The organism is Aquitalea pelogenes (genome assembly GCF_001515305.1).
Lineage (GTDB): Bacteria > Pseudomonadota > Gammaproteobacteria > Burkholderiales > Chromobacteriaceae > Aquitalea > Aquitalea pelogenes.
In genome coordinates, this window is the sequence record NZ_LNQV01000005.1 from 72,532 (window position 1) to 86,404 (window position 13,873).

The 13,873-nt window shown below is 61.8% G+C and carries 14 protein-coding genes and 1 pseudogene; 6 read left to right on the top strand and 9 right to left on the bottom strand.

Annotated elements, in window-relative coordinates; all coding sequences use genetic code 11:
- Positions 1 to 19: 19 nt before the first annotated feature.
- From AWT75_RS03355 to AWT75_RS03365, 3 genes are all read right to left on the bottom strand, one after another.
- Positions 20 to 343: a cupredoxin domain-containing protein gene (locus AWT75_RS03355; protein WP_062787314.1), complete on the bottom strand. Its 324-nt coding sequence runs from the start codon at positions 341 to 343 to the stop codon at positions 20 to 22.
- A 122-nt stretch (positions 344 to 465) separates the two neighbouring features.
- Positions 466 to 1,011, bottom strand: coding sequence for an iron transporter (locus AWT75_RS03360; protein WP_045847747.1), 546 nt, complete (start codon positions 1,009 to 1,011; stop codon positions 466 to 468).
- Positions 1,012 to 1,234: 223 nt separating this feature from the next.
- Positions 1,235 to 2,440, bottom strand: a complete 1,206-nt coding sequence (locus tag AWT75_RS03365) for a multidrug effflux MFS transporter (RefSeq protein ID WP_045847746.1) — start codon at positions 2,438 to 2,440, stop codon at positions 1,235 to 1,237.
- A 240-nt stretch (positions 2,441 to 2,680) separates the two neighbouring features.
- Between AWT75_RS03365 and arsC the strand changes: the two genes are divergently transcribed.
- The 6 genes from arsC (at position 2,681) to AWT75_RS03390 (ending at position 7,955) form a co-directional block, all read left to right on the top strand.
- Positions 2,681 to 3,031 carry an arsenate reductase (glutaredoxin) gene (gene arsC, locus AWT75_RS03370; RefSeq protein WP_045847745.1) on the top strand — a complete coding sequence of 117 codons (351 nt, stop codon included), beginning with the start codon at positions 2,681 to 2,683 and terminating at the stop codon, positions 3,029 to 3,031.
- Positions 3,032 to 3,183: 152 nt separating this feature from the next.
- Positions 3,184 to 3,678 carry a MarR family transcriptional regulator gene (locus AWT75_RS03375; RefSeq protein WP_062787317.1) on the top strand — a complete coding sequence of 165 codons (495 nt, stop codon included), beginning with the start codon at positions 3,184 to 3,186 and terminating at the stop codon, positions 3,676 to 3,678.
- Positions 3,679 to 3,768: 90 nt separating this feature from the next.
- A complete protein-coding gene (locus AWT75_RS22585; protein ID WP_239689446.1) occupies positions 3,769 to 4,002 on the top strand; it encodes a hypothetical protein in 234 nt (77 codons plus the stop codon).
- Positions 3,933 to 5,198, top strand: coding sequence for an efflux transporter outer membrane subunit (locus AWT75_RS03380; protein WP_239689447.1), 1,266 nt, complete (start codon positions 3,933 to 3,935; stop codon positions 5,196 to 5,198). The genes AWT75_RS22585 and AWT75_RS03380 overlap by 70 nt, the downstream gene beginning before the upstream one ends.
- Before the next feature lie 11 nt (positions 5,199 to 5,209).
- Complete coding sequence (locus AWT75_RS03385; RefSeq protein ID WP_062787320.1) at positions 5,210 to 6,355, top strand: HlyD/EmrA/EmrK family protein; 1,146 nt, start codon at positions 5,210 to 5,212, stop codon at positions 6,353 to 6,355.
- Between the two features lie 64 nt (positions 6,356 to 6,419).
- Positions 6,420 to 7,955 carry a DHA2 family efflux MFS transporter permease subunit gene (locus AWT75_RS03390; RefSeq protein WP_062787325.1) on the top strand — a complete coding sequence of 512 codons (1,536 nt, stop codon included), beginning with the start codon at positions 6,420 to 6,422 and terminating at the stop codon, positions 7,953 to 7,955.
- Between the two features lie 63 nt (positions 7,956 to 8,018).
- On the opposite strand, the gene AWT75_RS03395 is transcribed toward AWT75_RS03390, so the two are convergent.
- From AWT75_RS03395 to polA, 6 genes and pseudogenes are all read right to left on the bottom strand, one after another.
- Positions 8,019 to 8,441, bottom strand: a complete 423-nt coding sequence (locus AWT75_RS03395) for a type IV pilin protein (RefSeq protein ID WP_062787328.1) — start codon at positions 8,439 to 8,441, stop codon at positions 8,019 to 8,021.
- The gene (locus tag AWT75_RS03400) at positions 8,438 to 9,127 is read right to left on the bottom strand and encodes a pilus assembly PilX family protein (protein WP_062787331.1); all 690 of its coding nucleotides are present in this window, start codon (positions 9,125 to 9,127) and stop codon (positions 8,438 to 8,440) included. The genes AWT75_RS03395 and AWT75_RS03400 overlap by 4 nt, the downstream gene beginning before the upstream one ends.
- The gene (locus tag AWT75_RS03405) at positions 9,121 to 9,900 is read right to left on the bottom strand and encodes a PilW family protein (protein WP_153013228.1); all 780 of its coding nucleotides are present in this window, start codon (positions 9,898 to 9,900) and stop codon (positions 9,121 to 9,123) included. The genes AWT75_RS03400 and AWT75_RS03405 overlap by 7 nt, the downstream gene beginning before the upstream one ends.
- Before the next feature lie 5 nt (positions 9,901 to 9,905).
- A complete protein-coding gene (locus AWT75_RS03410; protein ID WP_062787337.1) occupies positions 9,906 to 10,319 on the bottom strand; it encodes a type IV pilus modification PilV family protein in 414 nt (137 codons plus the stop codon).
- Positions 10,312 to 10,875: a GspH/FimT family pseudopilin gene (locus AWT75_RS03415; protein ID WP_062787340.1), complete on the bottom strand. Its 564-nt coding sequence runs from the start codon at positions 10,873 to 10,875 to the stop codon at positions 10,312 to 10,314. The genes AWT75_RS03410 and AWT75_RS03415 overlap by 8 nt, the downstream gene beginning before the upstream one ends.
- 194 nt (positions 10,876 to 11,069) lie before the next feature.
- Positions 11,070 to 13,864 (bottom strand): annotated as a pseudogene (polA, locus tag AWT75_RS03420) (DNA polymerase I).
- Positions 13,865 to 13,873: the final 9 nt, after the last annotated feature.

Consider the following 13,873-nt stretch of genomic DNA (forward strand, 5'->3'; position numbering starts at 1 on the left):
TCCTCTCAAACCAGTCGGCTTACTTGGCGACAATCACGCCTTGTCCGGTAGCCGTATGGAAATCGTCAAAGAATTTGTACTCGCCAGCGCTCAGCGGCAGGATGATCACCGAGGACGTTACGCCCGGTGCCAGCACCTTTTCCTTGCGCAGCTGGGTGCTTTCGAATTCAGCCGGCGTCTTGCCGGTATTGCTCACTTCCAGACGGAACTTGGTATTGACCGGCACTTGCAGGCGGGCGGGCTTGACCACACCGTCCTTCAACTCCAGCTTGAACGTGGGCATGTCATCGGCCAGTGCCGTCATCGACAGCAGAGCTGCCGCCAGAAACATCGCAACTTTCATGTGCAACCTCTGAATGAAAAACAGCGCCAACTTAAAGCAAGTAGCGCTGTTTCTTATGATACTCCAACAGGAATGGTTTGCGTTTAGATTCTCATTCGCGCCATGCCTGTTCAGGCTGCGGCTTAGTAGCCACCCTTCTTGCCGATGCCCGCATAGGTAAATTCGTAGTTCACCTCAAACGGCTTGTACCACGGGCCCACGCCGGTTTCCTTGTCCACATGGCGGCCAAAGTGGGCGTGCGGGTTTTCCGACGGCGGCAGGATGGTCAGCTTCAACTTGTACTTGCCCGGGCCTTGCAGTTTCACGTTATCGCCGTAGTGCGGGCCATCATTGGCCACCATCGGCATCATGTCGCCCTTGATGCTGCCCTTGCCACCCACCTTGGTCAGCTCGTACTTGACCATCAGGTAAGGCATCCAGGCACCTTCTTCAAAACCGTTGGGATTGTTCTTCACTGCATGGATGTCGGCTTCCAGATGCACGTCGGACTCTTCCGCCTTGCGCATCATGCCTTCCGGTTCCATCTTGGTGGGTTGCAGGTAAACCGCACCGATTTCCATGCCGTTCTTGATGGCCGGCTTGCCAATCGGATATTCCTTGGCCGCAGCCACGGCGCTCAGGGTCAGGGCGGCGGAAGCCAGCAAAACGGTGCTGATGGTGGAGCGCATGAGTTACCCTTTATGCAAAGCAGCGGGCAGCGGAAGTCGCTACGGATGGCTGCAGGAGAATGATAATTTTTCGCATTTTATATGCGAATCATTCTCTTTCGCAATCCACCAACTGGCACTCTCCGGGAAAATTATTGATAAATCCGGGAAAAACCCTACTCAGTATGCAGAATTTACAACAGGGTCGCTCCACAACCAAGCAGGCCTGAGGCCGACAGCTGCCTCAGGCAGGCAAACGCGCCAGCCGCCGGCGATACGCGGTGCGAAACAGGCAGCCCAATACCAGAAATACGGCCATGCAACAGGCCAGGCTGAGCGTGCTGCCCCAGACCAGCGGCGCAATCACCCCGGCCACGATGCTGGACAGCATGGTCTGCAAAAAGCCCTGCAAGGACGACACCGTGCCACGCAGCGCCGGAAACTGGTCCATCAGGTTGAGCGTGATGGATGGTGCGGCCAGCGACATCCCGGTGGTGTACAGCGCCAGCGGCAATACCGCCCAGGGCATGGCCGCCTCAGCCACCAGCAGGTTGTAGGCCAGGTTGGCCCCCGCAGCGACAAACATCAGCACATAACCCAGCGTGACGATTTCACGCGCGCTGCGCCGCCCGGCCATCTTGCCGGACAGAAATGCGCCGAACATGATGCCGGACACCGCCGGGCCGAACATCCACAAGAACTGGTCCGGCCGCAAATGCAAATGCTGCATCAGGAAGACCGGCGCCGACGGAATGTACAGGAAGAAGCCGGCAAAATTGCAGGACACCGCCGCTGCCAGCAGCTGGAAATCGCGCTTGCCCAGCACTTCCAGATAGTTGCGCAGCAAGGAGCGCCAGGCCAGCGGGGTACGCAGGTGGGCATGATGGGTTTCATCCAGCGCAAACCAGCTCATCACGAACAGCGCGAGGCCGATCAGCGCCATGAACACGAAAATGGAATGCCAGCCAAAAGCCCCGAACAGCCAGCCCCCCACCACCGGTGCAATGGCCGGGGACAGGGAAAACAGCATGGTTACCTGCGACATCAGCCGCTGCGCCGCCGCACCGTCCAGCTTGTCGCGGATGATGGCCCGCCCCACCACCAGCCCGGCGCCGCCACACAAACCCTGCAAGCCACGGCACAGCAGCAACCAGCCCAGCGACGGTGCCAGCGCACAACCCAGCGAAGCCAGACTGAACAGCAAGGTGGTGACCAGCACCACCGGACGACGGCCGACGGCGTCGGAAATCGAACCATGCCACAGCATCATCACCGCATAGCACAGCAGATAAACCGTCAGCGCCTGTTGCATCTGCAAGGGCGTTGCCGACAGCGAATGGCCAATGGCCTGCATGGCCGGCAGGAAAGTATCAATCGAGAAGGGGCCGAGGGTGGACAGGGCCGCCAGCAACATGGCCAAGCCAAAATGGCTGCGCGCGGAATGCGACATGAAAATCCGATCAAGGGCGGAGGGGGCGGCACATGTTACCGCCGGGCGCCGGCAAAAGCCAAACCCTTGGCGCGGTGCGCCTGCTGAGCGAGAATGCGCCGCGCAGAAAAGCGGCAACACCGGATGTCATTGCCGCTACACAAAGAAAAAGTTTTCTGTCTAAGATGGAAGTCACTGCCCGGCCAGGCCGGTGTGGCAGCCCTTCATCCCACCCCACCAGAACCAAAAGGGAGACCCACCATGATCCGTCTGTATCACAACCCGCGCTGCTCCAAATCGCGCGAGGCGCTGGCCCTGCTGCAAGAAGCCGGGGCCGAAGTGGAAGTCATCGAATACCTGAAACACCCGCCCACCGCAGCCGAGCTGGACCACATCCTCACCCTGCTGCAGCTGGAACCGCGTGACCTGCTACGCACCAAGGAAGAGGAATACGAAACCCTCTGTCTGGACGACATCACGCTGGAGCGGGACTCGCTGATTGAAACCATGGTGGATAACCCCATGCTGATCGAGCGCCCCATTGCCGTCAGCGACACCATGGCCGTGCTTGGCCGTCCGCCGGAAAAGGTATTGGCCTTGCTGCAACACTGACCGCATCAGCACCGCGCATCCTGCTGCGCACCCCACTCTACGCCAGGCCCTTGCCTGCGTTGTCATGTCTGCACGACAGTGCGCGGTAGTGAAATTACTTTGATACAAATAATCACTTGAAAAATAGTAACGTGTGTTACTAAAATGCCGGGATGAACAAATCATTCCATCATCTGGAACAGGCTGTGGACCGGATAGAAGCCCGCTTCCCCGGTGTGCCGCGTCAGGAAGTCATCCTTACGCGGTTGTACTACCACATCCTGCCGCGCCTGACCTGTCATCTGAATGAGGACATGAAGGAATACGGCCTGAACGAATCGCTGTGGATGTCCTTGCTGGCCATGTACTCCTGCCCGCATCAGACTTTGTTTCCGTCTGACATCAGCGACACGCTGGATTCCTCGCGCACCAACGCCACCCGCATCGTGGACGAACTGGTACGCAACGGCTGGGCCACGCGGATTCCCTGTGAGGAAGACCGCCGCAAGATAGGCCTGGAACTGACCGCGACCGGGCTGGAGCTGGTGGAAAAACTGCTGCCGGTATCCCGCGCCAGTCATCGCGCGCTGTGGCAGGACTTTGATCAGGAAGAAATGCAGTTGATGGAACAGCTGATGCGCAAGCTGTTGGCCAAACTGGGTGGATAAGCAGGGCAGACGCCCTGTTTTTTGCCCAAATAATAACGTGCGTGACTATCACTTCACTAAGCATCACGATGGAATCTGGAGACCCACAAGGTGAATAAACCCAATTGGCAGCAGACTGCCGGCGTGTTGATGCTGACCGCCATGCTGGGCGGTTGCGCCAGCTTCGGCGAGGAAAACAACCCGGCCACACCGCTGACGGCCAGCCAGCTGCAGCTGGACCCTGCCCGTGCAGGCAGCCAGGTGCAGGCCGGCTGGTGGCAGCAACTGGCGACCCGCAGCTGGACCAGCTCATCAAGACGGCTTTGCAACAATCTCCCAGCCTGAAAGTGGCGGATGCCCGCCTGCGTGAGGCACGCAGTGCCATCGGCATGGCCGAAAGCAAGGACGGCCTGCAAGTGGCCGCCAATGCCAGCGTCGACCGCGAACGCTACTCGCTGTACGGCCTGCTGCCCGCCCCCATCGGCGGCAACTACTACGACGTTTACACCCTGTCGCTGGGTGCCAGCTGGGAAATCGACTTCTGGGGCAAGAACCGCGCTGCCGTGCAGGCTGCCATTGGCAATCAGCAGGCTGTGGCGCTGGAAGCCCAGCAAGCGCGCCTGACCCTGACCCAGGCGGTGATTGCGCAATACACCGAACTGCAACGCATTACGGCCCAGGCCAGGCTGCTCAAGGCCCGCCAGCAACTGGCACAAAGCCAGCTGGCGCTGACCCGTGCCCGTGTCAACGCCGGCCTGCTGCCGGGCGACAGCCTGCGTCAGGCAGAGATCCGCCTCAAGCAACTGAGCCAGCAGGACAGCGCACTGGCCGACCAGGCCGACCACGCCCGTCATGCACTGGCAGCCTTGAGCGGCCAGCCGCCGCACGCCCTGGATGGCTTGCAGCCACCGGCATTGAAACCGGCCCCTGCCATGCCCGATGCCGCACTCACCCTGGACATGCTCAGCCAGCGGCCGGACATCGTGGCCCAGCGCGCCCGCGTGGAAGCGATGAATGCGTCGGTCAAGGCAGCCAAAGCCGAGTTCTACCCCAATGTGTCGCTGTCGGCCTTCATCGGCCAGTCGGCACTGGAAACGGGTGACCTGTTCAAGGCCGGCTCCAAGGTGGTGGGCATCACCCCGGCCATTCACCTGCCCATCTTCACTGCCGGTGCCTTGCAGGCCAATCTGGCCTCCACCCGCGCCCGCTACGACATCGCGGTGGAAAACTACAACCAGACCGTACTGTTTGCCCTGCGCGATGCCGCCGACAGCCTGTCCACCTGGCAAAAAACCGCCAGCCAGCTGTCTGATGCCCACCAGGCCACCCAGCTGAGCCGCAAGGCATCCGACAGCACCGTACTGCGCTTCAAGGCCGGGCTGGTGGACAAGCTGGCCGTGCTGCAGGCCGAAGAGGCCGACCTGAACCAGCAAGCCGGCAAGGTCGACGCCACCGCCGCCAACCGCATGGCCTGGGCCAATCTGAACACTGCACTGGGCGGGGGCTTCGCCACCAGTGAAACCACCCAACAAGCCCGCTAAGGACACCCATCATGGATAAGCAGATCGAGACGGCGAAAAGCCGCAAACGCAACCTTTTTGTTGCCACCGGCCTGATTGCCGCGCTGGCCATCGGCTACGGTGTCTATTGGGGACTGGTGCTCAGCCATCAGGAAAGCACCGATGACGCCTATGTGGCCGGACACATGGTACAACTGACCCCGGAAGTGGCAGGTACCGTGGTGAAGATCAGCGCCGAAGACACCGACCGCGTCAACAGCGGCCAGACCGTGGTGGCGTTTGACAACAGCGATGCCAAGCTGGCGTTTGAACGCGCCCGCAATGAATTCGTGCAAACCGTGCGCGAAACCCGCCAGTTGATGACCAGCACCCAGCAGCTGGCCGCCCAGGTGGCACAACGTGAAGCCGAGCTGGGCCGCGCCCAGTCCGACCTCAAGCGCCGCGAAACCCTGGCCGGTACCGACGCCATGTCGGCCGAAGAACTGGGCCACGCCCGTGATGCGGTGAAAACCGCCCAGGCCGCGCTGGACGCCGCCCGCGAGCAGGCCAAGGCCACCAATGCGCTGGTGGGCAAGGATGTGCTGGCCAAGCAGCCGAATGTGCAACGCGCAGCCAGCAAGCTGAAAGAAGCCTGGCTGGCCCTGCAGCGTACCGAGGTGAAGGCGCCGGTATCAGGCTATGTGGCCCGTCGCAATGTGCAGGTAGGCCAGCGCGTGGCCACCGGTACGCCGCTGATGGTGGTGGTGCCGCTGGACAGCGTGTGGGTGGATGCCAACTTCAAGGAAGTGCAACTGGCCAAGATCCGCATCGGTCAGGATGTGGAACTGACTGCCGACGTGTACGGCAGCAAGGTGAGCTATCACGGCAAGGTGCAAGGCCTGTCCGCCGGTACTGGCAGCGCCTTCTCGCTGTTGCCGGCACAGAACGCCACCGGCAACTGGATCAAGGTGGTACAGCGTGTGCCGGTACGCATCCAGCTGGACCCGAAGCAGCTGAAGGAACACCCGCTGCGCGTCGGCCTGTCGGTGGATGCCGTGGTGGACACCAGCAAGCAGGATGGCCCGACGCTGGCGCAAAGCGCACGTGACAACCCGGTGCAGGAAACCCGCGCCCTCACCCCGGACCTGAAACAGGCAGACGATCTGGTCGCCAGCCTGCTGGCTGCCAACGCCCAGTAACTCCCGGCATGCAGCAGCGGCGTCTGTCATGCCGCTGCCGCTGCCGTCTTGAGGACTTTCCCTGATGAATCATCCACCACTGACCGGCTCGCGCCTGGTGTGGATCACGCTGGCGCTGTCGATGTCGGTGTTCATGCAAGTGCTGGACACCACCATTGCCAACGTCGCGTTGCCCACCATTTCCGGCAATCTGGGCGCGGCCACCAGCCAGGGCACCTGGGTCATTACCTCGTTCGGCGTGGCCAACGCCATTGCCGTACCGCTGACCGGCTGGCTGGCCAAGCAGATTGGCGAAGTGAAGCTGTTCACCATTTCCACCCTGCTGTTCGTGCTCACCTCCTGGATGTGCGGCATGGCCAACAGCCTGGAAATGCTCATCCTGTTCCGCGTACTGCAAGGCGCGGTGGCCGGGCCGATGATTCCGCTGTCGCAAAGCCTGCTGATGGCCTGCTACCCACCCGCCAAAAAGGGGTTGGCGCTGGCGCTATGGGCGATGACGGTGATTGTGGCCCCGGTATTCGGCCCGATTCTGGGCGGGGTGATCAGCGACAACTGGCACTGGGGCTGGATTTTCTTCATCAACGTCCCGGTGGGGCTGGCAGCTGCGTTCATCAGCTGGAAAATCCTCAAGCAGCGGGAAAGCGACATCATCAACCTGCCCATCGACAAGCTGGGCCTGGCCTTGCTGGTGGTGGGCGTGGGTGCGCTGCAGATGATGCTGGACCGCGGCAAGGAGCTGGACTGGTTCAACTCCACCGAAATCGTGGTGCTGGCCATTGTCTCGGCCGTATCGCTGATCTATCTGGTGATCTGGGAGCTGGGTGAAGAACACCCCATTGTCGACCTAACCCTGTTTGCCAAACGCAATTTCACCGTGGGCACCGTGGCCATCAGCCTGGGCTTCATGCTGTATTTCGGCGCGGTGGTGCTACTGCCCTTGATGCTGCAAACCCAGATGGGCTACACCGCCACCTGGGCAGGCCTCGCGGCTGCGCCCATCGGCATCCTGCCGGTATTCCTGTCGCCCATCATCGGCAAGAATGCGCACCGGCTGGACATGCGCTGGCTGGTCACCATCAGCTTCAGCGTCTATGCCGCCTGCTTTTTCTGGCGCAGCACCTTCAACCCGGAAATGGACTTTGCCTACGTGGTGTGGCCGCAGTTCATCCAGGGCATCGGCGTGGCCTGCTTCTTCATGCCGCTGACCACCATCACCCTGTCCGGCCTGCGTCCGAACCAGATTGCCAGCGCCTCCAGCCTGTCCAACTTCCTGCGTATTCTGGCCGGCAGTATCGGCACCTCCATCACCACCACGCTGTGGGACCGACGCGAAGCCCTGCACCACGCCCAGCTCACCCAGCATGTGACGCTGTACGATCAGGCCAGCCTGCTGTGGTTCCGCCTGCTGGAGAGCACCGGCATGTCCACCAGCCAGCAACAGGCCTACACCGCCATGCAGATTACCCGTCAGGGCTCGCTGATTGGTGTGAACGAGGTGTTCTGGCTGTTCGGCATCATGTTTGTCGCGCTGATTGCACTGGTATGGTTTGCCCGACCACCGTTCACCTCCAGCGGTGCGGCCGACAGCGGCGCGCATTAACAGCCGGAATGCAGCACCAAAGCCCGCGCATGCGGGCTTTTTCTTGTATTCACGGCTGACCGGCTAATCCACCCGGCAGCGCAATTTCCCGTCGGCATTGTTGGCGCACAGCCGGATGTTGCCATCCTGATCCAGCACCAGTATTTCCGGCCCCAGCCACAGGTAATCCGGCTTGGGGACAGCACGGAGCTGGAAGCTGTCGGCACGGGCATTGCCATCCTGCGCGCCGAATGCCAGCTGGTAATGCGTGGTTTCGCTGACCGGCAATGGCGGCCAATGGCCCGAACCCTGCGTGTAACGACCATGCTGGCTGCGCCATTGCGCCATGAAATGGCTGGCCCGCAACAAGGCCACCCGGGCCTCGGCCTGCCGTACCTTCACCACATGGCCGCGCATCAGCGGAACCGCCAGCCCCAACAGCAGCGATAGCAAGGCCAGTGCCATCAATAGCTCGATCAGGCTGAAACCCCGTTTGCGCCGACTCATGGCAGTAGCCGCCATGACAGTCGCCGCCACGGACGCTCCTGCCCGCCCGCTGGCTCCAGCAGGACATGGCTTTGCAGCGTGACCACGCTGCCGGCCTGTTTTCCCCAGCCACGCGCGGTGACGCGGAATAACAGCCCGCTGCCATCCGGGGCGGGGTAACGCGGGTCAAGCAACTCGATCAGATAGTGCGGGTCGGCCCAATACCATGGCCCGGGAGCCACGCCCGGACAGTAATGACCACTGGATTGCGGTTGCAATGCCACGCGCCGGGCAGCGCCACAGGGATGAAGCCGTTCCACGCCGGCGGTATCACGCTGTTGCCACGGTGCAGGATATGCCTGACCGGCCAGCGCGGCGGACAAGCACAAACCCTGCTGCCAGGGCAGCGGATTGCGCGGCTGGCGGCAAGTCAGGGTAAAGGGAGAAGTCGGCCCATTCAGTTCCACCGCCGGCATTGCGCCCAGCCGTGCCAGCTGCGGCAGACCAGGCAAGGCCGCCTCTCCCGCTTGCAAGGCAGTTTCTGCCAGACGGAAGGCCAGCTGTGCATCATCCAGATTGCTGCCTATGCGCTGTTCGTCACGCAACAAGCGCCCGACGCCAAGCGTGACAACGGTCAGCAGCATCAGCCACAACAAGGCCGTCAGCAGCACCACACCTCGCTGCTGCAGCTGGTTCCGGCTCAACATGCGGCCCCCATGCGGCCGGCCAGCTGCATCTGGTATGCGGGCAAGCTGCCACCTTGCATGGTCAGTTGTACCGTCCACCACCAGCGTCGCAGCCCGTTGGCACAGTCAGTTGCTGGCCTCGCCTGCACTATCAGGCCGGCAAGGTCATCGCTCAGACGCTGTGGCGGGTCATTATCCAACTGCCACCACAGGCTGCCGGGTGACTGCCAGTCATAACGCAGCTGACGCAGGGGCTGCAGCTCCAGCGACAACAGGTGATGGCGTTTCAGGTTTTGCCACACCGGGTGATGTGGCGGCAGCCGCAGCCATACCGTTTCGCCCTCGGTTTCCAGCCAGGCTTGCTCCCCCAGCACCAGCCGGTCGATATGGTGGCAACTGCTCAATAACAAGGCTTGCCCCGGCAGCCATGGCGGAGGTGCTTGCAGCAGGCGCAACGCCGGCCTGCCCGCCTCGGCAACAACGGGCATGACAGCCACTCCCGCATCGGCATAGCGCAGCGCCAGGCTGCCATTCCCTGGCAGTGGCATGGCAGGCTCCTGCCCGGCAGGCCACTGGGCCGGGCCGGCACAGCCAAAACTCCCGGCCATGCGGATGTCCCTCCCCAGTTGCTGCAAGACAAAGCGGGCTTCCTGCTGGGCATCCAGCTGGTTCAGTGCAAAACGCTGGCTATGCAAGCTCTCTTGCAGCACTGGCAACAGCAAGGCGCATAACAGCAGGCCCAGCGTCATGCTCAGCAGCAGTTCCAGCAAGGAGAACCCACGCATGACGCTCACAGCGGCTAATCCACGGGCAACTGCCAGCGCTGCCCGGAGGCAAGGGTCAGATGCAGCCACAACTGTGCAGGAGCAGCACAGTCCGCAGCCGCAACGGGAAGCCCGCCGGGTTCACGGCACGTCAGATCAAGCAAGGGGGATTGATCCGGCCACATGGTTTGAACCGTGTGTTGCAAGGCCTCCGTGGCGACAGTCTCCAATGTCCCGGCCTTACCCTGCCGGACTGTTTCCAGCTGTCGTGCCTCGGCCAGATTGCTGGCAGCCAGCAGCAGACGGCTGGCGGCATCGCTGCCCCTCACCTGCTGCAGGCTGTTGGCCACCATGGCGGATAGCGGCAGCAAGGCGAAGGACAGGATGAACAAGGTCAGCAGCACTTCCAGCAAGCTGAAGCCAGCAGGCTTTCCGCGTAATTCAGACACAGCAGCCCTCCTGACGGCACCACTGCGCCCGTCCGCCTGCTTGCAGTTGCAAGCGGTGGCACTGCCCTTGGCTGGTGCGCACTTCGAAATACGGCAGCTGGCCTGCCATCAGCCTGCCGGCAGGCGAAAAGGCAAAGGCATGCTGGCTGGCACGTACCTGAATGCTGCTGGCAGAAAACAGCGCGTGGTGCAGCCGCTCGCCGCTGTCGTAGCGGCCATTGGCCTGTTCCGGGCTATCGGCAAACACCAGCACGCCCTCGCTCCAGTCCTGCCAGCTGCTCTTGCGTTCCGGCTGGCAACCCTGGATGTCCAGGTTGACCTTGCTGTTGAGCGCGCACACCCACACCGGGCGATTGGCACGAATGGCCTCGCTGCGCGCCAGTAACAGGCTGGCATGCAGTAACTGGCTGCGGGCCTGCAATTGCAGGCGGGCCATCACGCCCTGCATGGCCGGCAGTCCCTGGGTCAGCAGAATCATGCTGACCACCATCACCACCAGCATTTCAAACAGGGTAAAACCAGCATGCGGGCAATCACGCAGCTTGGCTTGCGACATGGAGCCACCTCCGGACCTTGACTGGAGTAACAGCACATGGTCGCGGGGATTGCTGCGGCAGGCTGCCAGCAGGCTCTGGTATTACATTTGAATAGTCTGGCCATGCCCATGGCTTTGCCATGACAAAGGCAAAGAAAAAGCCACCGGCATGGGTGGCTTTGGCTGAAGGATTGAAGATGATGAAGTGCTGAAGCTTAGTGGGCGGCTTCCCAGCTGTTGCCCGCACCCACTTCCGCCAGCAGCGGCACCTTGAGTTGCGCCACACCTGCCATGATTTGCGGCAGCTGCTGTTTCACCAGTTCCAGCTCGGTATCCGGCACTTCCAGCACCAGTTCATCGTGTACCTGCATGATCAGCAGGCTGGACAGCTTTTGTGCATCCAGCCAGTGCTGCACGGCAATCATCGCCAGCTTGATCAGGTCGGCGGCGGTGCCTTGCATCGGCGCATTAATGGCAGCACGTTCAGCCCCGGCGCGGCGGGCCGGGTTGGACAGCTTGATTTCCGGCAGATAAAGGCGGCGGCCGAACACGGTTTCCACATAGCCCTGTTCGCGCGCGGTTTCGCGAGTGCGCTGCATGTAATCGGCCACACCGGGGTAGCGCATGAAGTAGCGGTCGATGTATTGCTGGGCGGCGCTGCGTTCGATGTCCAGCTGGGCCGCGAGGCCAAAGGCGCTCATGCCGTAGATCAGGCCGAAGTTGATGGCCTTGGCTGCGCGGCGCTGATCGCTCGTCACCTGCTCCAGTGTCACGCCGAATACTTCGGCAGCCGTGGCCTTGTGAATGTCCTCGCCACTGGCAAAGGCCGCCAGCATGCCTTCGTCGTCGGACAAGTGCGCCATGATGCGCAGTTCAATCTGCGAATAGTCGGCACTGACAATGCTGTGGCCCGGCTTGGCGATGAAGGCCTCGCGCACGCGGCGGCCTTCGGCGTACGTACCGGGATGTTTTGCAGGTTGGGGTCCGAGCTGGCCAAGCGCCCGGTAATGGCTACTGCCTGTGAGTAATTGGTATGCACCCGGCCGGTGTCCGGGTTGATCAGCGTGGGCAGCTTGTCGGTATAGGTGGACTTGAGCTTGGTCAGGCTGCGGTATTGCAGGATGCACTTGGGCAACGGGTAATCCAGCGCCAGCGCTTCCAGTACCGATTCATCGGTGGAGAAACCACCGGACGGCGTTTTCTTGATGCCCTTGGTGGGAATGCCCAGCTTGCCGAACAGGATTTCCTGCAGCTGCTTGGGGGAATTCAGATTGAAGGGCTGGCCGGCCAGTTCATAGGCCTGGCTTTCCAGCTGCAGCATCTGCGTGCCCAGTTGATGGCTCTGCGCTGCCAGCTGGTCGCGGTCGATCAGCACGCCGTTGCGCTCCATGCGGAACAGCACTTCGGCCACCGGCAGTTCGATGTCTCGGTAGATTTTGCCAAGTTTGTCGGTCAATTGCGGGGCAAAGTACTGGTTCAGCCGCAGGGTGATGTCGGCATCTTCCGCCGCGTAATTGGCGGCAATCTCGATATCCACTTCGCCAAAGCCGATCTGCTTGGCCCCCTTGCCGCAGATGTCTTCATAGCTGACCGTGGTTTCACCCAGATGGCGTGCGGCCAGGTCGTCCATATTGTGGCGCTGGTGGCTTTCCAGCACATAGGAGGCCAGCATGGAGTCGTCCACCACCCCGGCAAGCTGGATGCCGTGGTTGGCAAACACATGGCGGTCGTATTTCAGGTTCTGACCGCATTTGGGCTTGCTGGCGTCTTCCAGCCAGGGTTTGAGCCGGGCCAGTACTTCATCCAGCGCCAGTTGCTGCGGCGCACCGGCATAGTGGTGACCCAGCGGCAGGTAGGCGGCTTCGCCGGCTTGCAGGGCGAAGCTGATGCCGACAATGCGCGCCTGCATCTGGTCCAGGCTGGTGGTTTCGGTGTCCAGCGACACCAGCGCACCGCTATTTAGCTTGTCCAGCCAGCCTTGCAGCGCGGCCTCGTCCAGAATGGTGTGGTAATGGCGGGCGATGGCGCTGGCAGGCGGGGCGACTAGTGCAGGAGCAGTTACCGCATCGGCCATGGCAAACATATCGTCAGTCTGGCCAAGGCTGGCCGCAGGCGCATCGACCGGGGCCGGGCTGCTGACCGGCGCGTCTTCGCCTTCGGTCACTTCGCGGTAGAAGGTACGGAAACCGTGGTCCTTGAACAGCTCGGCCAGGCGCGGACGGTCTTTCACGCCGTGCTGCAGGCTGTTGAGGCCATAGGGCATGTCCTGCTGCAAATCGACATCGCACTTGATGGTGATGAGCTGATGGCCGCGCGGCAGCCAGTCCAGCGCGGCGCGCAGGTTTTCGCCCACCTTGCCGCCCACCTTGTCGGCATTGGCGATGATGTTGTCCAGCGTGCCGTATTCTTCCAGCCACTTGACGGCGGTTTTGGGGCCGCACTTGTCCACGCCGGGGACGTTGTCCACCTTGTCGCCTATCAGGGTGAGGTAGTCGATGATGCGTTCCGGCGGCACGCCGAACTTCTCTTTCACCCCGGCCTGGTCCAGGTTTTCATTGGTCATGGTGTTCACCAGCGACACCATGGGCGTCACCAGCTGGGCCATGTCCTTGTCGCCGGTGGAGATGATGACCTTGAAGCCGGCCGCCTCGCCCATCTTTGCCAGCGTACCGATGACATCGTCGGCTTCCACCCCCTCCACCATCAGCATCGGCCAGCCCGAAGCTTGCACCACCTCGTGCACCGGCTTAATCTGTGCGGCCAGCTCTTCCGGCATGGAAGGCCGGTTGGCCTTGTATTCCGGATACAGCTCATCGCGGAAAGTCTTGCCTTTAGCGTCGAAAACGCAGGCGCTATAATCGAACTGCACCTCTTTCTCCAGGCGGCGCAGCATGTTGACCATGCCGTATACCGCACCGGTGGGCCGGCCATCCGGAGAACGCAAATCGGGCATCGCATGGAAGGCGCGATACAGGTAAGAAGAGCCGTCGATCAATAACAATGTTTTCATAGAAAAGGG

Excerpts from the sequence above, each read along its gene's own strand:
- AWT75_RS03355 (WP_062787314.1), bottom strand. The coding sequence starts at position 343 with ATGAAAGTTGCGATGTTTCTGGCGGCAGCTCTGCTGTCGATGACGGCA.
- AWT75_RS03360 (WP_045847747.1), bottom strand. The coding sequence starts at position 1,011 with ATGCGCTCCACCATCAGCACCGTTTTGCTGGCTTCCGCCGCCCTGACC.
- AWT75_RS03365 (WP_045847746.1), bottom strand. The coding sequence starts at position 2,440 with ATGTCGCATTCCGCGCGCAGCCATTTTGGCTTGGCCATGTTGCTGGCG.
- arsC (WP_045847745.1), top strand. The coding sequence starts at position 2,681 with ATGATCCGTCTGTATCACAACCCGCGCTGCTCCAAATCGCGCGAGGCG.
- AWT75_RS03375 (WP_062787317.1), top strand. The coding sequence starts at position 3,184 with ATGAACAAATCATTCCATCATCTGGAACAGGCTGTGGACCGGATAGAA.
- AWT75_RS03385 (WP_062787320.1), top strand. The coding sequence starts at position 5,210 with ATGGATAAGCAGATCGAGACGGCGAAAAGCCGCAAACGCAACCTTTTT.
- AWT75_RS03390 (WP_062787325.1), top strand. The coding sequence starts at position 6,420 with ATGAATCATCCACCACTGACCGGCTCGCGCCTGGTGTGGATCACGCTG.
- AWT75_RS03395 (WP_062787328.1), bottom strand. The coding sequence starts at position 8,441 with ATGAGTCGGCGCAAACGGGGTTTCAGCCTGATCGAGCTATTGATGGCA.
- AWT75_RS03400 (WP_062787331.1), bottom strand. The coding sequence starts at position 9,127 with ATGTTGAGCCGGAACCAGCTGCAGCAGCGAGGTGTGGTGCTGCTGACG.
- AWT75_RS03415 (WP_062787340.1), bottom strand. The coding sequence starts at position 10,875 with ATGTCGCAAGCCAAGCTGCGTGATTGCCCGCATGCTGGTTTTACCCTG.